Origin of the sequence: Actinospineispora spinosispora DSM 44797, assembly GCF_000429025.1 — a bacterium.
In the GTDB taxonomy this organism is placed as follows: domain Bacteria; phylum Actinomycetota; class Actinomycetes; order Mycobacteriales; family Pseudonocardiaceae; genus Pseudonocardia; species Pseudonocardia spinosispora.
Window position 1 is genome coordinate 26,792 of record NZ_KE386838.1, and the last position, 22,400, is coordinate 49,191.

The following is a 22,400-nucleotide window of genomic DNA, read 5'->3' on the forward strand; positions in this document are numbered from 1 at the left end:
CACCCCGTGAGTGTTGCGGTCGCCCATGGGCGGCCGCAACACTCACGGGGTTTCGTCCCCGGGCGGTGGTCTCGCCGCGGCATTAGCCTTTGCCCATGTCCGACAGCAGTGCGGCACGGGCGGTAGCGGGCCGGATGGGAGACCGCGCAGGCGGTGTTGGCAGGGCTGGACAGCGGCCAGCGCGAACGCGCGCACCGGCCGTGGTCGCCGGGTTCCGACGACGAACGTCGCCGCTGGTTCTACACGCCGACCGATCACGGTGGGCTGACCGTCGCGGACATGACGGCGACCCAGTACCGGCGGACGATGGCTCTGGTCGCGACCGGCCTGTCCGAGGCCGCCTACGTCACCGTCGCCACGATCATGGGCTTGGAGAACGTCCTCGACCACACCGAGGGGTTCGCCAGGACGACCACCATGCGGGAGCGCTGGCGTGATCCGGAGCTGTACTACCTGCGCATCGTCGGTACCCCCGGTGAACCGGTGTGGGGGTGGCGCTTCGGCGGGCACCACGTGTCGCTGAACAACCTGGTCGTCGACGGTGCGCTGGTGTCCTCGACGCCGTGTTTCCTCGGTGCGGACCCGGCGGGATCGCCGCTGCTGGGCGGGACGGCGCTGCGCCCGCTCGGCGGCGTCGAGGATCTCGGCCGGGCGCTGGTCGTGTCGCTGGACGAGGGCCAGCGGTCGGCCGCGGTGCTGACCCCGAGGGCCCCGCTCGACGTCGTCGCCGCGAACCGGCCGCGTGCCGAACCCGGCAACCGGGTGCTGCCGCTGGGCGAGCTGTTCGGCGACCGGTTCACCGACGACGAGGCGAAGGACCGGATGAACGCCGGTCACCAGGCCGGCGAGGAGCACTACGGCATCACCGAGGCCGACCACGACGCGCTCGAACTGACAGCGGTCCCCCGAGGCATCTCCGCCGCCCGGCTCGACTCGGACCAGCGCGCGCTGGTCGTGGCGCTGCTCGACTGCTACACGGGCCGGGTACCCGAGGAGCTGCGGGACCGGGAGTCCGCCCGGTTCGCCGGCTCGCTGCTGGACGAGGTGCACTTCGCCTGGGCGGGTAGCGACGAGCCGGGCGCCGCCTGCTATTACCGGCTGCAAGGGCCTCGGCTGCTCGTCGAGTACGACAACGCGCAGCGTCACGCGAACCACGCGCACTCGGTGTGGCGCGATCCCGAGGGTGACTTCGGGGCGGACGTACTGGCCGCGCATCACCGGGCGCACCATTAGGCGGTGAGCTGGTCCGGTCTCGTGTGGATGGAGCCCGGTCGGCTCGCGTTCCGAGGTGACCTCGGGCCCGCGCACCGCCACTCGCACGCCGCGCTGCAGGTCGTCGTGGTGCTGTCCGGGGCTGTTCGGCTGGGTGGTGTCGCACTCGGCGGCGGTGATGTGGCGGTGATCCCCACAGGGTCACCGCACAGTGTGGACGAGGCTGCCGGCGTCGGTCTGCTGATCTATCTGGATCCACTCGACGCCGCCGCGTCAGCACTCGGTTCCGGGCCGTCGCTATGGATGCATCGCGGCGTCGAGGGTGTCGACGAACGGTTGCTCGAGCTCGACGTCGCCACGGCGGTCCACCGGGTTCTCACCACGCTGACCGGCACCGACACCACGTCGAGACCGCTGTCGGCGTGCCATCCGTGCCTGCGTGACGCGGTCCGGTTGCTCCCCGACCTGCTGGACCGACCGGTGCGGCTGGCCGACGTCGCCTCGGCGGTGTCCCTGTCGCCGAGCAGGCTCGGGCGCCTCTTCGGCGAGCAGCTGGGGCTGACCTTCCCCACCTACCTGAGGTGGGTCCGGTTGCGTCGAGCCGGTGAACAGCTGCGCCGTGGCGGCACCCTCACCGAGGCCGCGCACGCCGCCGGCTTCACCGACAGCGCCCACCTCAACCGGGTGTGCCACGAGATGTTCGGCCTTGCACCCGCCGCGTTGTCGGCGAACATGCGGTGGTCGTAGACGCGGGTCGACGGATCCGTACAAGCCTGAGATGCCGGTCGTCGACGACGCTCGTGATCATGATTCGTTCTGTTGTTCGCTACGGCTATGTGCCGTTCATGCTTCTCGGTGTCAACGGCTCGGCCATAGCACTCGCCTCGCTCGGGTTCGGCGAGCTGTGCATGGTCGCGGTCATCGTGGTGGCGGTGCTCTGTTCGTTCGGCGCCGAGCGGCTGCTGCCCTACGCGCCGGACTGGAACGTCGCACAGTCCGATGCCGGTAGGGACACCGCCCACTCGTTCGTCAACGAGTCGCTGATCCTGCTCAGCGTCGCGGTGCTCCCCGCGCTCGCGGCAGTGAATCCGCTCGATGGGCACTGGCCGTCCGCGCTGCCGTTCGTCGCGCAGGTCCTGATGTCCATCCTGGTCGCCGACCTCGGGATCACCCTCGTTCACCTGGCCAGCCACAAGGTCGGATGGATGTGGCGGTTCCACTCGGTGCACCACAGCGTCACGCGGTTCTACGGGTTGAACGGGCTGATGAAACACCCGGTGCACCAGTCCTTGGAGATGGCGGGCGGTGTGCTGCCGCTGATCCTGCTCGGTATCCCGGTCCCGGTCGCGTCGGTGCTGGCCACCTGCGTCGCGGTGCAGCTACTGCTGCAGCACTCCAATGTGGACTACTCGGTCGGCGTTCTCGGCCGGGTGCTGGCCCTCAACCGGGGCCACCGGTTCCACCACCTGAAATGGGCCGGCGTCGGCGACGTCAACTTCGGGCTGTTCACCCTGATCTGGGATCACCTGCTCGGCACGTACTCGTTCGACCCCGAGCGCCGGTTCGTCAGTGCCGATCTCGGTATGGCGGCCGAGCCGAACTATCCGACGCGCTACTTCGCGCAGCTGGCCGAGCCGTTCCGGCGGTCGGCTAGCTGATTCCCGCGACGAGCGGGGTGGGTGGGATGGTCGCGGCCAGAATCACCATCAACGCACCGAGGACCGCGTACCAGAGCACGTCGATCGCCTGGCTGCGTACGCCCAGCAGCCCGGCCCGGTCCTCGGGCAGGATGATCCGGGCCACGGCGGCCACCAGCAGCGCGCCACCCACCAGGCCGGCGCCCTGACGCCAGTGTTCCTGCAGCACCCTGACGAGCCCGGCCGCCGCGATGACCAGCACGACGCTGACCGCGAAGTGCAGCGGCAGCCGGTCGGCCAGCTTGCGCCGCAGGTCCATCATCACCCGGCCATCCTCGCAGAGCCGCGCGCGGCGCGTGCCGGCCACGCCGCGATGCCCGCGGCGGCGAGGGTGAGCAGGGTGCCGAGCACCGTGACGACGGTCAGCGGATGCATCGCGGCCGGGGCGAGCAGGTCGAGCAGCAGGGAACAGATCAGCTGACCCGCGACCATGCCGAGGCCCAGCAGCAGCACCCCGACGATCCGCACCACCACGACACCCGCGCCGAGGAACAGCGCGCCGATCACGCCACCGAGGTAGAGCCACCACTGCGACGGCGCGGACTGCGGTGCACCGTGCCGCAGCACGTCGGCCACGAGGAGCACCAGCAACGCCACGGTCCCGACCGCAAAATTGATCATGGTGGCGGGTAGTACGCCGGCCGCGTTCGGTGTGCCCGGGTCAGGGCCGCGCGCCGCGACGCCGACCCGGCCGTTGACCGCCTGCTGCCACGCCACCGCGGCACCCGCGAGCAGCGGCAACCCGGTCAGCAGGATGTTCGCCGGGTGGCTGAACCGGTCGGCGACGGACAACACGACCGCGAGGATCGCCAGCAGTGCACCGAGGAGCCGCCGCCCGCTGACCGGCCGCCGACCCGTCGGCCCGATCCCCAGCCGGTCCATCAGCAGCGCACTGCCGACCTGACCGGCGACCATCGCCACGCTGAACACCGCGATCCCGAGCAACCCGGAGGCGACTCCCTGGGACACCACCAGCAGCGCGCCGCAGAACCCACCGCAGAGCTGCCACCACGGCACCTCACCACCGACGATCGCGCGCCACACCCGCCGCATGCCGGCCCTGGCCGAGGGCACTGCCAGCACCAGGACGAGCATCAGGACCGAGCCGCTGCCGAAGGAGAAGAACGCGGCGCCGGGCGCGCTGTGCAGCCCCACCGCGAGCCCGCCGTTCACCCTGGTCTGTACGGCGATCCCGGCGCCGGCGAGCCCCGCGGCCAGCAGCCCCGCCGCTTGCCGGGACGGTGCTACTGAACTCGAGTCGGTGACCACAGGACACCATCCTGCCTCCGCCACCCCGGTTGTGCCCGGCACGACAGCTTCTCGGGCGACTTCGCACACCGTCATGTCACGTCGCACACGTCCGGACATGTGCGACGTGACACGAAGGTGTGCGAAGTGCGTCGTGAGGGACTGGAGTCAGAGGTCGGTGCCGGTCAGGTCCACGTTCAGGCCGTGGGCCGTGGCGAAGCCCACCGCGGTGATCAGGTCCACCCGGGCTCCCTCGACGCGGGCCTGGCGCAGCGAGCCGGGCTCCACCGTCGCCTCGCGCAGGTCCGCGTTCTCCAGCCGGGTACCGGACAACCGTACGCCGGACAGGTCGGTGCCACGCAGCACCGCGCCGCGCAGATCGGTCGCGACCAGGTTCGCCTCGCGCATCCGCAACCCGCTCAGATCGGTCTTGCGCAGGTCGGCCCCGCCGAGAGACACCAGGCTGAGGTCGCTGTCGGTGATGGTCAGCGGCCGCAGCCGGCAGTCGGTGAACTGCGAACCCAGCAGGGAGCACCCCCGGAAATGCGCCCGGGTGAGCGTCGCCCTGGTGAGGACGCAGGCCCGCATCGCCGTCGCCCGATGCTCGGACTCACCGAGGTCGGCTCCGGTGAAGTCGCACTCGGTGAACTCGCACCGCTCGGTCCGCAGCCCCCGCAGGTCCGCCTCGGTGAACCGGCAGGACACGAACCGACGATCCCGCCACAGCTGCCCGGCGAACACCAGATCGGCGAAATCCTCACCGACGACCTGGCGGTCTTCGTCCATCAGCCCGACAAGACGCTCGTTGCTGTCCCAGTCGTCCTTGCCGTCATCACTGCCGTCGTGGCCCGGTTCACTCACGTCGCCATCGGACCACACTCCCCCGACAACCCGGTCACTGGAAGTCCCTCGAACGGATCGCCACCTTCAGCGTCAACCGGTCCAGGCGGTCGGCCAGCAGGTTCAGCACCGCCGGGGTGTTCTCCGCGTGCTCCAGCCGGCCCCGGACCAGCAGACCGGAGCCGCCCATCGCCACCGACCGGTACCGGGACCACAGCCCTGGCGAGCAGACCACGTTGAGCATGCCGGTCTCGTCCTCCAGGTTGATGAAGGTGACACCACCCGCCGTCGCCGGCCGCTGGCGGTGGGTCACCAGGCCACCGACCTTGATCCGGGTGCCCTCCGCTACCTCGCGCAGCGCGGCGATGGTGACCGCGCCCTCGCCGGCCAGCCGCTCCCGCAGGTGCGCGATGGGGTGGCTGTCCGGGCTGACCCCCGTCGCCCACACGTCCGCGACGGTCAGCTCGGCGTCGGTCATCCCGGGTAGCGGCGGCGCCTCGACCCCGACCGTGGTCCCGGGCAGCTGGGTCGGTCGCTGAGTGGCCAGCGCACCGGCCGCCCACAGCGCACCGCGCCGGTCGACCCCGAAGCAGCTGAAGGCTCCCGCGGTGGCCAGTGCCTCAGCCTTCGGCACGGTCAGCCGCACCCGGCGGGCGAACTCGGACAGATCCTTGTAGGGGCCGTGCGCGCGGCGCTCCTCCTCGATCCGGGTCGCCAGGTCCTCGCCGACCACCCGCACACTGCTCAACCCGAGCCGCACGGCCACCCCGCCGGTGCTCGTGGCACCGTCCTCGACCGGCTCCAGGGTGGCGTCCGCACCGGACCGGTTGACGTCCGGCCCGAGCGCCAGCACCCCGTGCCGCCGCGCGTCGGCGATCAACGACTGCGGCGAGTAGAACCCCATAGGCTGGGAGTTCAGCAACGCCGCGCAGAACGCCGCCGGGTGGTACAGCTTGAACCAGGAGCTGTAGTAGACCAGCGAGGCGAAGCTGATCGAATGGCTCTCCGGGAAGCCGAAGTTGGCGAACGCCAGCATCTTCTCGAAGATGCCGACCGCCACCTCACCGGTGATCCCGTTGCTCGCCATCCCCGCGTAGAACCGCTCGCGCAGCCGCTCCATCTTCTCGGTGGACCGCTTGGAGCCCATCGCCCTGCGCAGCTCGTCGGCATCGGCGGCGGAGAAACCGGCAACGTCCACCGCGATCTGCATCAGCTGCTCCTGGAACAGCGGCACCCCCAGCGTCTTGCGCAGCGCGTTCTCCAACATCGGATGGTCGTAGTGCGCGTCCTCCTGACCACTGCGCCTGCGGATGTACGGGTGCACGGAGCCGCCCTGGATCGGGCCCGGCCGGATCAGCGCGACCTCGATCACCAGGTCGTAGAACGTGCGCGGCTTCAACCGGGGAAGCGTGGCGATCTGCGCACGGGACTCCACCTGGAACACCCCGACCGAGTCGGCTTTGCAGAGCATGTCGTAGACCTTCGGGTCGACGGGCTGCAGCTCGTGCAGCTCGATCTTCTTCCCGTGGTGCTCCGCCACCAGGTCGATCATCTTGTGCAGTGCGGTGAGCATGCCGAGGCCGAGCAGGTCGAACTTGACCAGCCCCGCTGCCGCGCAGTCGTCCTTGTCCCACTGCACGACGGTGCGGTCCGCCATGCGTGCCCACTCCACCGGCACCACCTCGGACACCGGACGGTCGCAGATCACCATGCCGCCGGAGTGGATGCCGAGATGCCGGGGGAAGCCCAGCAGCTGGTCGGCGAGCGCCTGGACGTTCCCCGGGATGCCGTCCGGATCGGAGTGGTCGGTGCTGTCGCCGACCGTCGAGCCCCACCGCTCGATCCGTTTGCTCCAGGCGTCCTGCTGACCGGTCGAGAACCCGAGCGCCTTCGCCATGTCGCGCACCGCGGATCGGGGCCGGTAGGAGATCACGTTCGCCACCTGGGCCGTGTGCGTGCGCTGGTACCTGCGGTAGACGTACTGGATCACCTCCTCACGGCGACCGGACTCGATGTCCAGGTCGATGTCCGGGTAGCCGTCCCGCGCCGGGGAGAGGAACCGTTCGAAGAGCAGACCGTGCTGGACCGCGTCGACCGCCGTGATGCCGAGCGCGTAGCAGACCGCCGAGTTCGCGGCCGAGCCCCGCCCCTGGCAGAGGATGTTGTTCTCCTTACAGAACTTCACGATGTCGTGCACGATCAGGAAGTAGCCGGGGAAGTTCTTCTCCTCGATGATCGCCAGCTCCTTGGCGATGATCTCGTGCGCCTCCGGATCCTCCGCCTGGCTTCCGTACCTGGTCGCCACCCCCTGGTAGGTCAGCTTGTGCAGCCAGTCCGCCTCGCTCCTGCCGTCCGGCACGTCGAAGGGCGGTAGGTCGGGCGCGACGAGCCGCAGCTCGAAGGACAGCTCACGGCCCAGCTCCGCCGCTCTTGCCACCGCGCCCGGGTACCGCGCCTCGAACCGGGCCGCCATCTCGACACCACTGCGCAGATGCGCGACCGGTGCGGCGGGCAGCCAGCCGTCCGCGTCGTCCAGCCCGCGCCGGGCACGGACCGCCGCCATCGCGGTGGCCAGCGGATAGCGCTCCGGGGTGGCGTAGTGCACCGCGTTGGTCGCCACCGTGGGAAGACCGAGGCGCTCGGCCATCCCGGCGAGCGCGTCGTTGCGCTCGGTGTCGGTCGGCGTACCGTGGTCGGTGAGCTCGACGGCCACGTTCTCCACGCCGAACAGCTCGACCAGCCGGGTCAGCTCGGCCGTCGCGGCGGCCACGCCGTGCTGACGCAGCGCCTGCCGGACCGTGCCCTTGCGGCAGCCGGTGAGCACCAGGACCTGCCCCGCGACGTCGCGCGCGATCTCCTCCAGGTCGTAGACCGGGCGCCCTTTCTCCTTCCCCCGCAGCTGCGCGGTGCTGATCGTCCCGCACAGCGCCCGGTACCCCTCCGTGCCTCTGGCCAGCACCAGCAGGTGACTGCCCACCGGGTCGGCGACGCCGTTCTGCGCGCCGGGCAGACCGAGGCTCAGCTCGGCACCGAACACCGTGCGCATCTTGAGCCTCTTCGCCGCCTCGGCGAACCGGACCACCCCGTACATGCCGTCGTGATCGGTGAGGGCGACCGCCTCCAGCCCCAGCCGCGCCGCCTGTTCGACCAGCTCCTCCGGATGGCTGGCGCCGTCCAGGAAGCTGAAGTTGGAGTGACAGTGCAGCTCGGCGTAGGGGACCTCGCCCCGGGGAAAGGCGACCGGCTCCGGCGGCTCGTACGGCTCACGGACCCGCGACCACGCGGGGCTGTCGCCGCCGTCGCCCACCGGAGCGGCCGGAGCCCGACCGGACAGCGTCCGCTCCAGCCGCGACCAGCTGACCTCAGGGTTGTTGAAGCCCATGACCCGCCCTCAGCGTCCTGGCGGGATGCCGCAGGTAGCACCGACCGGTCGGGCTGCGCAGGATTCGCATCCCGCTGGGATGCTCGGACTCCGTCCACCCCGGACGAGGCCGATCCAGCGAGTGCACCTGGCAGGAGTCCACCGACTCTGTGTCGAACATATGTTCGACTATACGTTCGAACGGGGCCCCCGTCCAGTACTTCGTAAATGGGACGCGACCGCCGGGTCCGGCCACTAGATTTCCCTGGTGAGCACACTCGTCGACGACCTCATCGCCACCGCCGGCGCGCACCTGCACCCACATCGCAGCGATGACCGGGTGTTCGGTGACGTCGCCGCCACCCTGGTCACCGTCGACGGCAACCGGTACTCCGGCGTCTGCATCGACACCGGCTCGGGGACCGGGTTCTGCGCCGAGCACAGCGCCGTCGCCGCGATGGTCACCGCCCGCGAGTACCGGATCGCGCTGATCGTCGCGGTGTGTCGGGACGACACCGGCACGCTGTACGTCCTGCCTCCCTGCGGCCGGTGCCGCGAGTTCCTGCGCCAGATCGACGAGCGAAATCTCGACACCCAGGTGGTCCTCGGGGCGGATGTGGTTCTGCCGCTGCGGGAGCTGCTGCCGCATCACGAGTGGCCCATCCCGTAGCAACGCAGCGCTCGTCCCCGCTGGCCATCCAGTGTCTTGGCGTGGTCGGGCGGTATCAACCCCCGGCTGGCGCCGGCCTCGCACGCGTTCCTGGTTGCGCGGGTTCGGGGGCGAGGGTTCCGGGTTGACACCGCCCGACCACGCCAAGTGCGGGCCAGGATCGCGGGGAAAGGGGCAGTGTGCGTGTCCGTCGCAGGTGGCGGCGAGCCGATGGCGCTGTTTGTTGCGCATCGGGCTGCGCCCTCGCGCCTGCAGGCCGCACCCCTGGCCCCACTGACCACTTTCGCAACACCTCGCAGAGCGTCATGTCGCGTCGCAGACACTGCAGCATCTGCGACACAACACGTGGGTCTGCGAGGTGGGCCAGAAGGTCTGCGAGTGCGCGAGGTCCGCTCCGCGAGTCTCCCCGCAGGGGGTTCAGTGCGCAGCACTGCAAAGAACGCACCAGGCGAAGCAGAACGCAACCAGACAAGCGCGCGTCAGCGACGGCAGCGAAGCCGGAGCGAAGCGACCGGCGAAGCCGCCGTAAGTTTCCGGTCGCGGACCCCTCGAGGCGAAGCCGACGAGGGGTCCCGACCGGAAACTTGGACGCGCGAAAAGCCAGCCAGGAGAGCCAGCATGCGAATCATCGTTGTCGGGGCGTCCGGCATGCTCGGGAGAGCCGTTGTCGCCGCCCTTCGGGACGCGCACGACGTCATTCCGGTGTCCCGGCGGTCGGCTGTCAGTGTCGATCTCGCCGACGTCTCCTCCGTCGGGCGGCTGTTCACCGAGGTGGCCGATGTCGACTCGGTGGTCTGCTGCGCCGCGAACGTGCCGTTGACCCCGTTGCCGGAGCTGACCGACGCCGGGGTCGCCGCCGATGTACAGGCCAAGATGTTCGGCCAGGTCTCGCTCACGCTCAGCGCCGCCGCGCGGCTGAACAGCGGGGGTTCGATCGTGCTCACCGGCGGGACGTTCGTCACCCCGATCCGGGGCAGCAGCATCGGTGCGCTGGTCAACACCGGGTTGAGCGGCTTCGTCCGGTCGGCGGCGGCCGAGCTTCCCCGGGGGCTGCGGCTCAACCTGGTCAGCCCGGGTTGGATCAGCGAGACGCTCACCGCGATGGGCGAGGACCCCGCTTCGGGCACGCCGGTCAGCGTCGTCGCAGACGCCTACCGCGCGCTCGTGGAGGGCACCGCGCAAGGAACCACCGTCGTTCCTCAGTCGTAGCTGCCGATGACCGACCAGCGGTCGTTGCTGTGGAGCAGCAGCAGGGCCGTCTCTTCCTCTTCCCCACCCACCACGACCTGCAGCCGGCTGCCCCGCCAGCCGAGCACCGCGTCCCACCAGCGCTGGTCCACCGGCCACGGGCCTGCCCAGCCCCGCACCGGCAGCGGTCCGCCGCCTCCGCGCGCGACGCTCGCCGGGGCGGCGCTGAGCACGTAGCGATCGGTGACGACGACCGGCCGGCCCGCTGCGTCGGACACCTCGGCGTACACCGGCTCGGCGGGCACCGTCGTCGGCGACGGTGCCGGCAACCGCCCTGGCCAGGGCGGTTCCGTTCGGTCGACGATCCCCTCGGCGGCGCCCCGGCCGCCGTGGCCGACCCGCAGCGGCGACGCGGCCACCTCGTCGCCCCACGGCACCAGGCGGACCCGTTCGGCGGGGTCGCGGCCGCCTTCGAGCACTGCGGTGTAGACCCCTTCCGGTCCGAGCAGCGCCTGTACCCGCACCAGCGCTCTGCCGACCCGTTCCTGTGCCGCGCCGACATCGCCCCACAGCCCCAGCTGCAGCGCGCCCGCGGCGACCACCTCCTCACCGACCAGCCGCAACGACCGGATCCCGCCGGTCGGATCCGATTCGCCCTCCGAGGGTCCGCCCCCTCGCAGCAGCGTCCTGGTGAGCCAGGCGTCCAGCTGCCACCGCACCCGGTCGACCGTCCCCGCCGGGGTCAGCGGCTCGGCGCACCGCCAGACCCTGGCCAGGTCGTCGCCCTCGGTGGTGCCCGCCTCGACACCCAGCCGGGTGCAGGCGAGCCCGTGCCCGGCCAGCAGTGCGTGCAACCGGTCCGCCAGCGCCCTCGACGCGAACGCCGCCGCGTCGACCCTGGTCACCGGCGGGTCCAGCTCGATCGACACGGCCAGCTCCTCGGGGGGACGCCGGCGCGCGGGTGGGCGCGGTTCCAACCCGCGCGCCAGCCGGTGGGCCAGCACCGCGTCGGAGCCGAACCGGGAGGCGACGTCGGCAGAGGGCAACGCCGCGAAGGCCCCCAGGCTGCGCAACCCCAGCCTGCGCAGCAGGTCGATCAGCTCACCCCGGTCCGTGCCGGGTTCCCGGTCCAGCTCACCGACCTCCAGCGGAGCGAGGAACTCGGCGCTGCGTCCCTCCTCCACCACCACACCCCGGTGAGCCGCCAGCGTCGCCGCGAACAGCCCGTCCGCGACCCCGACCTGGCATTCCACCCCGACCCTGGTCGCGACCTGGTCGATCAGCCGCTCCGCGACCTCGCCCACACCGCCGAAGTACGTCACGGGCCCGCGCGCGAGCAGCGCCAGCAGCCCGGGGCGGACCACCTCCAGGCCCGGGGCCACCTCCTCGACGGCGAGCGCCACCCGCTCGAACATGCGGGCGTCCCGCTCCTGGTCGACAGCCAGCACGACCAGCTCCGGGCAGCGGGCCTGCGCCTCCCTCCTGCGCAGGCCCCTCCGGACGCCCTCGGCCCGTGCCCTCGCCGAGCAGGCGAGCACCCGGTTGGCCGACACGACCGCCGCGGGGCGGTGCGCCGCGATCCCCTCCGCCTCCGTCGCGGCCACCACCGGCCAGTCCGGGCACCACAGCGCCACGATCCGGGGGATCACCCCGCTTTCCTGCTCTCGTCCGGGACCTCGGCGGGCCACCGGACCCCGGACAACGCACCCGTCGGCCCCGGCAGCAGCACCGAGGCGTTCCGTCCCCGGTGCGCCGCGCCACACCCGCCGACCCGCACCCGGACCTGCCTGCACCGCAACCGGCCCGCGCCGCCTTCACCGAGCCCCCGCCAGCGCCCGGCGTCACCCCCGACCTCCAGATCGGCGCCGGGCCACCGGCCGAGCGAGAGCAGCACCGCGCCGCGCTGCCGCGCCCTGGCCGCCAGCCGCTGCCGATCGCCGGCGCCCAGCCGGCCGGCGCCCGCCACCGCGACCAGCTCCACCCCGTCCAGCAGCGCGGCGGTGACCGCCACCAGATCGGTGCCCGGCCGAGGCACCAGCGCGACCCTGGACAGCACCAGCCCCGCCTCCTCGGCCGCCACCAGCCCGAGCTCCGGCATGCCCACCAGCGCACACCACGAGCCCGTCGCGGACGCCTCGGCGAGCAACGCGAGCAACAGTGAGACCGAGGCCCGCGAGCGGACCGCGACGATGCCACCCCTCCGGAGCCCCCCATCGGGCAACAGCGGGCGCAGCGCGGGCGCCACCGGCAGCACCTGCTCACCCGGAACCGACGCGACCTTCGGCTCCCCCGCCCACGCCTGCCCCGCCGATCGTCCTGACCAGGAACGAGTCGCCCTGCTGAGCAGGCTCCTGGCCTCGCTCAACCGCGCGGCTTGCGCGTCCGCCGGCGCCACGGCACCCACATGCACCTCCGAAAGCACGACCATTGACATCGAACACTTGTTCGAAAAGAATAATCCTATGACGACACACGCAGTCAAGGCCCTCGGAAGGTGGACGCGGTGGCCACGGGCAGTAGCACGTTGGTCGAGGTCGGCAGCGACGGCGGACTCGTACTCGCCACGCTCGCGGGTGACCAGACGGCATTCGCGTCGCTCTACGACCGTTTCGCCGGTCGGATCCACGACTTCCACCTGGCCTTACTCCGCGATCCCTACCAGGCCGTTGAGGCGACCTACCAGACCATCCGGAAGGCCGTCGCCGGACTCAACCACCTAGGCGAGCCCGCCCAGCTGCGGCCGTGGCTGTACGCGCTCGCCCACCGCCAGGCCAAGCAGCATCGCAACCCGAACAAGAAGTCCCGTTCGGACGGCGCGTACAACTGGGCGGGCGGGGCGCGGCCCAGCATCGACGGCCAGGCCGACATGTGGCGCGCGCTGCCCTCCGACCTGACCGAACGCGACCGCGCGCTGCTCACCCTGCACCTGCGGCACGGGCTGGACGCCACGGAGATCGCGTCCATCGTCGGAATCTCGGCGGGCAAGGCGAAGGCCCGGCTCGACCGGCTGCGCCCGGCGCTGGAGCCCGCGCTGCGCCCGCTGCTGCAGGCCCGTCTCGGTCCGGCGTACTCGAACCGCGACGGCTCCGGCTTCGGGCTGATCGACTCCGTCGAGGGCATGCCGACGGGACGCGCGGACCGGTCCGGTGCCGGTGGCGCGGCCAGCAACATCACCAACGACGACAACCCGCCGCCGCTGCGTCTCGCGGTGCCGTTCGTCCCGCCGCCGCCCCAGCTGCGTGACGAGATCCTCCGCCACACCCCGCTGATCACGGCACACGAGGGGCTACCCCGCCCACGTACCAGGGCGGCCTGGATCACCACCGTGGTCACGGTCATCGTGCTGGTGGTGGGCACGGTGCTGTTCGTCAACCGGAACATGGAGCGGCGGCCGGTGATCGCGGTCAAGTTCGGGCCGTCCTCCGAGCTCGCGCTGTCCACCACGGTCATCGACCTCGGCGCGGTCAACTCCACCGCCACCGTCACGCTGTCCAACACGGGCCAGAGCCAGCTCTCCTGGAACGCCACCCCGACCGACCCGTGGCTCAAGGTCAGCCCGGCGAACGGGTCGCTGGCCGGTGGCGCGGTGCAGCAGCTGACCGTCACCGTCGACCGGAACGCGCTGCCCGAGGGCGACGGCCGCACCCAGCTGAAGGTCGGCTCCGCGGGCGACCAGGGCCAGGGCATGGTCGGGGTCGCGCTCCGCGAGGAACGCCCGCCGGCGATCATGAACGCGAGAGCGAGCAACACCAAGATCGGTGGTTACGGCTGCCCGACCACCTCCACCATCAGCGCCACCGTGCAGGACGAGTCCAAGCCGGTGCACGTCACGCTGGTCGGGCCGGGCAGGCAGTCCCAGGTCATGAAGGCGAACGGCGACACCTTCACCGGGCGGCTCGGCTCCGGTTCCGGCACCAACATCATCTGGCGGATCGTCGCGACGGACGCGCGGAACAACACCGTGACCAGCCCGGCGCAGGTCATCTCGCACGCAGACTGCGCGGTACGTCCCGCGCCGAAACCCAAGCCGGTGCCGTCGCAGGCTCCGCAGAGCTCGCAGAACAAGCCGGACCCCACCACCAGGCCCGGGGACAGCGACGACGACTCCGGTTCCGACGGGCGCGGCTCCTCCGGCTCCGGCGACGACAGTGGGGACTCCGGCGGTTCGTCCGGGGGCGATGACAGCGGCGGCGATTCCGGTGGATCGTCCGGTGGGGACGACAGCGGCGACTCCGGCGGCGGGAGCCCGTTCGGAGGGTTCTAGCTTTTACTGCTCGCAGGGGCTGGGTTTACTGCTCGCAGGGGGTGTTGTGGCTGGGTGTGTAGATCTGGCCTGTCCCGCGCGTCGAAAATTTCCGGCAGGGACCTCCCAAACCCTTCGGGCTCGGGAGGCCCGCAACCGGAAATTTCGGCGGCTGCGCCCTCGCTGACGCTTCGGGCTTCGCTGCCGTCGCTTGACGCGCGCTTGCTGCCGCGGCCTGAGAGCCGCCCCTTATGCACTACCCGCCTGCGGCGGAACCCCTTCGGGCGCCTTGCGGGGCCACCTGTGAAACGTGTGTCGCCACCTGCGCGGCGCAAGGTGAGGTGGCCCTGCTGCGATGCGCCTCCCACGACGAACAGCTGCAGGGGCTGCGGGAGTCTCCTCGGGAGCGGCTGTACATCCGGTTCACCCACCCACCAAAACCAGCCACTTCACCCCGCACCGAGCATGAGTGACGCACAGTTCACACTCGGCTCCGCGAGTCTCCCCGCAGGGGGTTCAGTGCGCAGCACTGCAAAGAACGCAACGGGCGAAGCAGAACGCGACCAGACAAGCGCGCGTCAAGCGAGGGCAGCGAAGCCGGAGCGAAGCGAACGGCGTAGCCGCCCAAGTTTCCGGTCGCGGGCCCCTCGAGGCGAAGCCGATGAGGGGTCCCGACCGGAAACTTCAGACGCGCGAAGGCCAGCCGAAAAGCTAGTGCGCGAAGTGCCGTGTACCGGTCAGGTAGAGGGTCAAGCCTGCTTCTGCGGCTGCCGCTGTCACCTCGGCGTCCCTGACCGAGCCTCCTGGTTGGACCACCGCTCGTACACCTGCCCGGATCAGGACCTCGAGGCCGTCGGGGAACGGGAAGAAGGCGTCGGAGGCGCCCACGGAGCCCGCTGCCCTGTCGCCTGCTCGCTGGACCGCCAGTCCTGCCGCGTCGACCCGGTTGACCTGGCCCATGCCCACACCGACGGTGGCGCCGTCGTGGGCGAGCAGGATGGCGTTCGATTTCACCGCCCGGCAGGCGCGCCAGGCGAACAGCAGGTCGGCGAGGGTGGCGTCGTCGACCGGCTCGCCGGTCGCGAGTGACCACTTCGACACGTCGTCGCCGGGGGCGTCGACGAGGTCCTTGCTCTGGACCAGCAGGCCGCCGCTGACCGCGCGCATCTCGAACCCGGCGCGGGCCTCGCCCGCGACCTTCAGCACGCGGATGTTGCGCTTGCGGGTCAGGACTTCCAGCGCACCGTCGGCGAACGACGGTGCGGCGATGACCTCGGTGAACACTTCGGAGACCTGCTCGGCCATCGCGACGCTGACCTCGCGGTTCGACGCGATGACGCCGCCGTAGGCGCTCACCGGGTCGCACGCGTTCGCTTTGCGGTGCGCGTCGGCGATCGCCCGCGCCGGGTCCGCATCGGGGTCACCGACGGCGATGCCGCACGGGTTGGCGTGTTTGATGATCGCGACACACGGCACGTCGTGGTCGTGTGCGGCACGCCAGGCGGCGTCCGCGTCGACGTAGTTGTTGTACGACATGTCCTTGCCGTGCAGCTGCTCGGCACCCGCGAGACCGGAAGCGCCGTCTCCGGTCACGTACAGCGCGGCCGCCTGGTGCGGGTTCTCGCCGTAACGCAGGCCGGCGCGACGCTGCCAGGTCGCACCCATCCAGACCGGGAACTCAGCGGGGACCTCTGCCTCGTCCGTCTCCGGCGCGAGGACGCTGCCCATCCAGGATGCGACGGCCACGTCGTACGAGGCGGTGTGCCGGTAGGCGTCGGCGGCCAGGCGCCGGCGGTCGGGGAGGCTGAAGCCGCCGGAGGTGATCTGTTCGAGCGCCCAGTCGTAGCGGGACGGGTCGACCAGGACGGCGACGCTGGCGTGGTTCTTCGCGGCGGCGCGCACCATGGCGGGGCCGCCGATGTCGATCTGCTCGACGCAGTCCTCCGGGCCGGCACCCGAGGCGACGGTCTGGGTGAACGGGTACAGGTTGCTGACCAGCAGGTCGAACGGCGCGACCTCCAGCTGTTCGAGCTGCTGCAGGTGCTCCGGTTTGCGGGTGTCGGCGAGCAGCCCGGCGTGGATGCGCGGGTGGAGCGTCTTGACCCGTCCGTCCAGGCATTCGGGGAACGAGGTGACCTCCTCCACCTTGGTGACCGGCACACCCGCGTCGGCGATGCGCTGCGCGGTCGAGCCGGTGGACACGATCTCCACCCCCGCCGCGTGCAGGCCGGTCGCCAGGTCCAGCAGGCCTGCCTTGTCGTAGACGCTGATCAGCGCACGCCGAATCGCGCGGCGTTCGGTCTGGGGACTCACAGGAATCTCACCTTTCGTCCGGTCACGGTGGCCCCGCGGGTGGCCAGCTCGGCCACGGTCTCCACCAGCAACCGCCGTTCCTCGATCTTGATCCGCTCGTGCAGGGTCTCTTCGGTGTCGTCGGCGCGTATCTCGACGGCGCACTGGGCGAGCACCGGGCCGGTGTCCACTCCGGCGTCGACGAGGTGCACCGTGCACCCGGTGACCGTCACGCCGTAGTCGAGTGCGTCACGCACCGCGTGGACTCCGGGGAATGCCGGCAGCATCGCCGGGTGGGTGTTCAGTACCGGGCAGCCGACGCCGCTCAGGAACGACGGCGACAGTACCTTCATGAATCCCGCGCTGACCACCAGGTCCGGCTGGTGGGCGGCGACGGCCTTGGTGAGCGCGTCGTTCCACGAGTCGCGGTCGGGGTGGTCCCGCAGGACGGCGGTGAACGAGGGCAGCCCGGCGCGCGCGGCTCGGTCGAGGCCCTCGATGCCCGCGCGGTCGGCGCCGACCGCGACGACCTCGGCGGGAAAGTCCGAGGGGGCACTGGCGTCCAGCAGAGCCTGCAGCAGGGTGCCCGATCCGGACACCAGAACCACGATCCTGGCGGGTACCGGCAACTCCAACCGGTAGGGGTTGCTCGACGTGCTCAGTTCGGATTCCTCGGCTTCCGTGGAAGTTGTTTCCCCTGTTGGGGGACGGCTTTAGCGTAACCGGCCGGGTCTGGACGGCAGCAATGCCACCGCCACGGCGGGCACTCCGAGCCAGGCGAGCACGGCGGAGGCGAGTGCAAACGCCGGTACGTCGACCGGATCGAACGGCCCGCCCGCGAGTCGGCCGCCGACCACCGCCGCCAGCAGACCGGCACCGACCGCGACCGTGATCGCGGCGACCGCGACCGCGCTGAGCCTGGTCACCGGGTCGTCACCGGCCTGGCGGCAGCGCCGACCGACCAGTGCCCCGGCCAGCACCGGGAGGATGAACACCACGACGGTCCAGCCGGGCGGCTGGATGGAGGGCATGACCGCCATCAGCGGCAGCTGCGGCAACGGCCCCGGTGAGGTGAACAGTGGCGACGCGGCGGCCGCCCCGATCGTGACGCCCGGCCCGGCGACCCAGCTGACCGACGCCACCAGCGCGTTCGGCAGGTAGCACAGCGACAGCAGGGTCAGTCCGAGTGCCGCGCCGAAGCCGCCGGAGGACTCGAGCGACCAGTACAGTTCCCGGCTCGCCACGAGCAGCCCGGACAACAGCATGAGCGCACCGGCGACGGCCAGCGCGCTGCCGCCGATCCGGGCGCCGGCCAGTCCGACCCGCAGCCAGTCCGGTGTCTTCGACCAGTATCGGGGCGGCCCGGTCACCCGCAGTGCGCTCGGACCCGCGCCGGCCGCGGCCACGAGACCTCCGCCGAGCAGTGCGGCCCACGGCGCGGCACGGACGTCGGCGCTGGGCAGTGAGGTGGCCAGCACGGCGACCGAGGCGTGGGTTCCGGCGAGCGTGGCGACGACCACCGAGGCGTCCTCGCGCAGCCGTCCCCCGAGCCGGGTCGTCGCGGTCGCCGCCGCGCGGGCCACCAGGGCGATCACCCCGATCGTCGGCAGCAGCGGGAGGGCTCCGAGTGGGGCGTCGGCGAGGACCAATGGCACCTGGTGCGCCGCCAGCCACAGTGGCACCGCGGTGCCGAGCAGGCGGCCGGGGGCCGGTCCGGCGCTCGCGGTGAGCCCGGCGACGGCGGCGACCAGCACCATCGCCAGGTAGCTGAGCGCGACGCTCGTCGATGCGGCGACGAGCAGTACCCGGAACCGGTCGCCGAGTTTCTCCATCGGCGGTTCGCCGCCGCAGGGACGGGCGGACGGCCGTTCCGGCTCCCGCTCGGGGCGCGTCGGCGACCGCCGTGGCGCCGCGCCCGCCGGGACCGCTTCCGGGCCCGCGGTGTCCGGCTCGGGGTCGACGGTCTCCTCGGGCTCACGTGGTGCCGCCGGTTCCTGTTCGGCGCTGGTGCCGGCGTCCGCCGGAACCTCCGGGCGGTCCGGCTCCGGCTCCGGCTCCGGCTCGGGCTCCGGCGGTTCGGTGGTGTCCGACCACGACCAGCCCTGCGGTTCGCCGACGGAGCTACGCCCGAGGTCCAACGGGTCGCCGGGGTGCGCCCAGCCCCATTCGGACTTGCCGTCGGACGACCGGGGTGGGTTGGAGCCGAGTTCGGGAGGCGCCCCGGAGTGCGACCAGGCCCATTCGGACTCCGCGTCGGGTGAGGTGCTCGACTCGGAGTGGGTCGTCGCCGAGTTCGACCATGCCCAGTCCTCTTTCGGCGGTGCTCCGCCTCCCCGGTACCGGTGGTCGTAGTTGCCGGCGGGCGCCGGGTCGGCGTCGCCGCGTGATCCGGGCTCCTGGGGGCCTTCTGGGGGCAGGTTTCCTGACACGTGAGGTGGGATCAGTCGGAGCGGCCGGGCCGGCCGTCGGCGTCCGACGGTGACTCCAGCTGTCGCGTCGGGGTCGCCGAGTCCGTGTCGGACGCCTCAGGCTGGTGAGCGGGCTGTGTCGATGGGGAGTGTGGCGTCTCGGTCTGCGGCCGCTCGATCGCCTGGGTGTGCTGTGGCTCCGGCTGGGCGGCGGCGGGCTGGGTCCCTGCCTGCTGCGGGGCGCCGGTCTGCTGCGGGTATCCGCCGTAGCCGCCGGGCGACTGGGCGTAGCCCTGGCCCTGCCAGCCGGCCGGTGCACTCTGCTGCTGCCCGTACTGCGGCGCGCCGTACTGGGCCTGCGGCTGTCCCGGTGCCGGGTACTGGCCGGGCGGTGGGTACTGGCCGGGAGCAGGGTACTGGGCGGGCTGGTTCTGGTAGCCCTGCTGCTGGGTTTGCTGAGCCGGGTACGCGGGCCCCGCGTACGGCGTCTGCGGGTAGGGGTTCGCCGGGTACGGGGTAGCGCCTGGCGTGGGGTACGGGCCGGGTGCGAACTGGCTCTGCTGCTGGAACTGCTGGGCGGGCTGGCCGTACGCGGCGCCGGGCCAGGCGCCGGACTGCTGCGCGGCCGGGGCGCCGGCCCCGCTCTTGACGACACCGTGGCGGATGAGCAGTGCGCCGATCGCCACGCCCGCTTCGATGACGACGAGGAGCAGCGCGAGGATCGTCACCACGGTGGCCGACTGTGGCCCGGCGACGAGCCAGAGCAGTGCCTGGAGCGCGCCCACTGCGGCGATCACCGCGGCGGGCGCGAGCAGGCGGCCGAGCCGGGGCAGCAATGCCGCCCCGGCGAGCAGGCCACCGCCGAGAGTGAGCGCCCCGGTCACCCCGCCGGTCTGGGCTATCGGGCCGGCGATGAACCCGAGCAGATAGGCGACCACCGCCAGGGCCAGCGCCGCCAAGGTCAACCCCTTTGCGGGGCCGACGAGCGGGCCGTCGTGCGTGGACTGATCTGTCGGGTTGGTCATCTACTGGCTCCTAGGAGGGTGCTGAATAACTCCGGCCGTGGCGTGTGGCGGCCAGGTGACGTCATCGCAAGGCGGGCGGCAGGGTCGATACCGCTGTTGTACCGGCCCTGCCGCCCAACGCGGCGAGGGCGCCGCCTGGGCGTCACGCGGTAGGCCCGAGTTGTTCAGCGCCCTCCTAGCGATGCGGCGACGCCGGTCAGGCGCGCGCCTTCATGATCTCGCGCATGAGGTCGGCGGTTTCGCTGGGTGTTTTGCCGACCTTGACTCCTGCTGCTTCGAGTGCTTCTTTCTTGGCTTGTGCGGTGCCCGCTGAGCCGGAGACGATGGCGCCGGCGTGGCCCATGGTCTTGCCTTCGGGGGCGGTGAACCCGGCGACGTAGCCGACGACGGGTTTGGTGACGTTGGCCTTGATGAAGTCCGCGGCGCGTTCTTCGGCGTCGCCGCCGATCTCACCGATCATCACGATGGCCTCGGTGTCGGGGTCGGCCTCGAACGCCTGCAGGGCGTCGATGTGGGTGGTCCCGATGACCGGGTCCCCGCCGATGCCGATCGCGGTGGAGAAACCGAAGTCCCGCAGCTCGTACATCATCTGGTAGGTCAACGTCCCGGACTTCGACACCAACCCGATCTTGCCCGCTCCGGCGATGTCGGCCGGGATGATCCCGGCGTTGGACTCACCGGGGGAGATGATGCCTGGACAGTTCGGGCCGATGATCCGGGTCTGGTTGCCCTTCGCGCACGCATGCGCCCAGAAATAGGCGCTGTCGTGCACCGGAATGCCCTCGGTGATCACCACGGCCAGGGGGATCTGGGCGTCGATGGCCTCGATGACCGCGTCCTTGGCGAACTTCGGCGGCACGAACACGACGCTGACGTCGGCTCCGGTTTCCTTCATGGCCTCTTCGACGGTACCGAACACCGTCAGGTCCTTACCGCCGATCGTGACGCTCTGCCCGGCCTTGCGGGCGTTGACCCCGCCGACGATGTTGGTGCCCGCGGCGAGCATCTTGGTGGTGTGTTTGGTGCCCTCACCACCGGTGATGCCCTGCACGATGACCTTGCTGCTGCTGTTCAAAAAAATCGACATGGTTCAGGCCCCCGCTGCCGCGAGCTCGGCGGCCTTGTCGGCCGCGTTGTCCATTGTGTCCACCTGGGTCACCAGCGGGTGGTTCGCCTCGTCCAGAATCCGCCGGCCCTCGAGCACGTTGTTGCCATCCAGACGCACCACCAACGGCTTCGTCGCACTGTCACCCAAAATCTTGAGCGCCTCCACGATGCCGGTCGCGACCGCGTCACACGCGGTGATCCCACCGAACACGTTCACGAACACCGACTTGACGTCCGGATCCCCCAGGATCACATCCAGCCCGTCGGCCATCACCTGCGCCGACGCGCCACCACCGATGTCCAGGAAGTTCGCCGGCTTCACATTCCCGTGCTTCTCCCCGGCGTAGGCCACCACATCCAGGGTGGACATGACCAGACCGGCACCGTTACCGATGATCCCGACCTGACCATCATCGAGCTTCACATAGTTCAAACCCTTGGCCTTGGCCTTCGCCTCCAAGGGGTTCTCGGTGCGCTCATCGACCAACGCGGCATGATCGGGGTGACGGAAATCGGCGTTCTCGTCCAGGGTGACCTTGCCGTCCAACGCGATCACATTATCCGCGGGATCGCGGACCAGCGGGTTGACCTCGACCAGCGTGGCGTCCTCACCGACGAAGGTCTCCCACAACTTCACGATCACCGACGCGGCCTTGTCCGCCACCTCGGCCGGATACTTCGCCGCCGCCACGATCTCATCAGCCTTGGCCTTGTCCACCCCGGCGATCGCATCGATCGGAACCCGAGCCAACGCCTCCGGCCGCTCCACCGCCAGCTGCTCGATCTCCATACCACCCTCAGCACTGGCCATCGCCAGGAAAGTACGGTTCGACCGATCCAACAAGAACGAGAAGTAATACTCCTCAGCGATATCCGAAGCCTCGGTCACCAACACCTGATGCACCGTGTGACCCTTGATATCCATACCCAGGATCGCCCCAGCCTTCTCCTGGGCCTCACCCGCATCCTTCGCCAGCTTCACACCACCGGCCTTACCCCGCCCACCAGTCTTCACCTGGGCCTTCACCACCACAGCCGTACCAATCTCGGACGCGGCAGCCGCCGCATCCTCGGCCGTGGTGACGGTGCGACCCGGCAGCACCGGGACG

18 protein-coding genes are annotated in these 22,400 nt (G+C 71.0%); 6 read left to right on the forward strand and 12 right to left on the reverse strand.

Annotation, left to right across the window (positions count from 1 at the left end; all coding sequences use genetic code 11):
- Nucleotides 1-153: 153 nt before the first annotated feature.
- The 3 genes from G406_RS52940 to G406_RS0140755 are packed head-to-tail and all read left to right on the forward strand — an operon-like array spanning nt 154 to nt 2,870.
- The gene (locus tag G406_RS52940; RefSeq protein ID WP_211241420.1) at nt 154-1,233 is read left to right on the forward strand and encodes a DUF3500 domain-containing protein; all 1,080 of its coding nucleotides are present in this window, start codon (nt 154-156) and stop codon (nt 1,231-1,233) included.
- 3 nt (nt 1,234-1,236) lie between these two features.
- Nucleotides 1,237-1,959 carry a helix-turn-helix transcriptional regulator gene (locus G406_RS0140750; protein ID WP_028938334.1) on the forward strand — a complete coding sequence of 241 codons (723 nt, stop codon included), beginning with the start codon at nt 1,237-1,239 and terminating at the stop codon, nt 1,957-1,959.
- 59 nt (nt 1,960-2,018) lie between these two features.
- Complete coding sequence (locus G406_RS0140755; protein ID WP_028938335.1) at nt 2,019-2,870, forward strand: sterol desaturase family protein; 852 nt, start codon at nt 2,019-2,021, stop codon at nt 2,868-2,870.
- On the opposite strand, the gene G406_RS0140760 is transcribed toward G406_RS0140755, so the two are convergent.
- From G406_RS0140760 to G406_RS0140775, 4 genes are all read right to left on the reverse strand, one after another.
- Complete coding sequence (locus G406_RS0140760) at nt 2,863-3,171, reverse strand: DUF3017 domain-containing protein (RefSeq protein ID WP_037081198.1); 309 nt, start codon at nt 3,169-3,171, stop codon at nt 2,863-2,865. The genes G406_RS0140755 and G406_RS0140760 overlap by 8 nt on opposite strands.
- A complete protein-coding gene (locus tag G406_RS0140765) occupies nt 3,171-4,178 on the reverse strand; it encodes a DMT family transporter (protein ID WP_028938337.1) in 1,008 nt (335 codons plus the stop codon). The genes G406_RS0140760 and G406_RS0140765 overlap by 1 nt, the downstream gene beginning before the upstream one ends.
- Before the next feature lie 147 nt (nt 4,179-4,325).
- On the reverse strand, nt 4,326-5,018 hold the full coding sequence (locus G406_RS0140770) for a pentapeptide repeat-containing protein (RefSeq protein WP_342666279.1): 693 nt from the start codon (nt 5,016-5,018) through the stop codon (nt 4,326-4,328).
- 34 nt (nt 5,019-5,052) lie between these two features.
- A complete protein-coding gene (locus G406_RS0140775) occupies nt 5,053-8,379 on the reverse strand; it encodes an error-prone DNA polymerase (protein WP_028938339.1) in 3,327 nt (1,108 codons plus the stop codon).
- 247 nt (nt 8,380-8,626) lie between these two features.
- Here G406_RS0140775 and G406_RS0140780 point away from each other — a divergent pair, with 247 nt between their 5' ends.
- Together G406_RS0140780 and G406_RS0140785 are read left to right on the forward strand one after the other, a co-directional pair.
- Nucleotides 8,627-9,028: a cytidine deaminase family protein gene (locus tag G406_RS0140780; protein ID WP_028938340.1), complete on the forward strand. Its 402-nt coding sequence runs from the start codon at nt 8,627-8,629 to the stop codon at nt 9,026-9,028.
- A 618-nt stretch (nt 9,029-9,646) separates the two neighbouring features.
- Nucleotides 9,647-10,237, forward strand: a complete 591-nt coding sequence (locus G406_RS0140785; RefSeq protein ID WP_028938341.1) for a short chain dehydrogenase — start codon at nt 9,647-9,649, stop codon at nt 10,235-10,237.
- On the opposite strand, the gene G406_RS0140790 is transcribed toward G406_RS0140785, so the two are convergent.
- Together G406_RS0140790 and G406_RS52945 are read right to left on the reverse strand one after the other, a co-directional pair.
- Nucleotides 10,228-11,865 carry a DNA polymerase Y family protein gene (locus tag G406_RS0140790; RefSeq protein WP_245607403.1) on the reverse strand — a complete coding sequence of 546 codons (1,638 nt, stop codon included), beginning with the start codon at nt 11,863-11,865 and terminating at the stop codon, nt 10,228-10,230. The genes G406_RS0140785 and G406_RS0140790 overlap by 10 nt on opposite strands.
- The gene (locus G406_RS52945; protein WP_245607404.1) at nt 11,862-12,620 is read right to left on the reverse strand and encodes a hypothetical protein; all 759 of its coding nucleotides are present in this window, start codon (nt 12,618-12,620) and stop codon (nt 11,862-11,864) included. The genes G406_RS0140790 and G406_RS52945 overlap by 4 nt, the downstream gene beginning before the upstream one ends.
- A 99-nt stretch (nt 12,621-12,719) precedes the next feature.
- Here G406_RS52945 and G406_RS0140800 point away from each other — a divergent pair, with 99 nt between their 5' ends.
- Complete coding sequence (locus tag G406_RS0140800) at nt 12,720-14,480, forward strand: BACON domain-containing protein (RefSeq protein WP_156935433.1); 1,761 nt, start codon at nt 12,720-12,722, stop codon at nt 14,478-14,480.
- Between the two features lie 690 nt (nt 14,481-15,170).
- On the opposite strand, the gene purH is transcribed toward G406_RS0140800, so the two are convergent.
- The 6 genes from purH to sucC form a co-directional block, all read right to left on the reverse strand.
- The gene (purH, locus tag G406_RS0140805; protein ID WP_028938344.1) at nt 15,171-16,772 is read right to left on the reverse strand and encodes a bifunctional phosphoribosylaminoimidazolecarboxamide formyltransferase/IMP cyclohydrolase; all 1,602 of its coding nucleotides are present in this window, start codon (nt 16,770-16,772) and stop codon (nt 15,171-15,173) included.
- Nucleotides 16,769-17,386, reverse strand: a complete 618-nt coding sequence (gene purN / locus G406_RS0140810) for a phosphoribosylglycinamide formyltransferase (RefSeq protein WP_028938345.1) — start codon at nt 17,384-17,386, stop codon at nt 16,769-16,771. The genes purH and purN overlap by 4 nt, the downstream gene beginning before the upstream one ends.
- A 78-nt stretch (nt 17,387-17,464) precedes the next feature.
- Nucleotides 17,465-19,180 carry a cell division protein PerM gene (locus G406_RS55075; RefSeq protein WP_051343361.1) on the reverse strand — a complete coding sequence of 572 codons (1,716 nt, stop codon included), beginning with the start codon at nt 19,178-19,180 and terminating at the stop codon, nt 17,465-17,467.
- 11 nt (nt 19,181-19,191) lie between these two features.
- Nucleotides 19,192-20,184, reverse strand: coding sequence for a DUF5336 domain-containing protein (locus G406_RS0140820; RefSeq protein WP_028938346.1), 993 nt, complete (start codon nt 20,182-20,184; stop codon nt 19,192-19,194).
- Between the two features lie 196 nt (nt 20,185-20,380).
- Entirely contained in the window at nt 20,381-21,271 is an 891-nt protein-coding gene (sucD, locus tag G406_RS0140825; RefSeq protein WP_028938347.1) for a succinate--CoA ligase subunit alpha, read from the reverse strand.
- Between the two features lie 3 nt (nt 21,272-21,274).
- Nucleotides 21,275-22,400: ADP-forming succinate--CoA ligase subunit beta (gene sucC, locus G406_RS52955; protein WP_028935000.1), on the reverse strand; the 1,126-nt coding region annotated here is incomplete at its 5' end.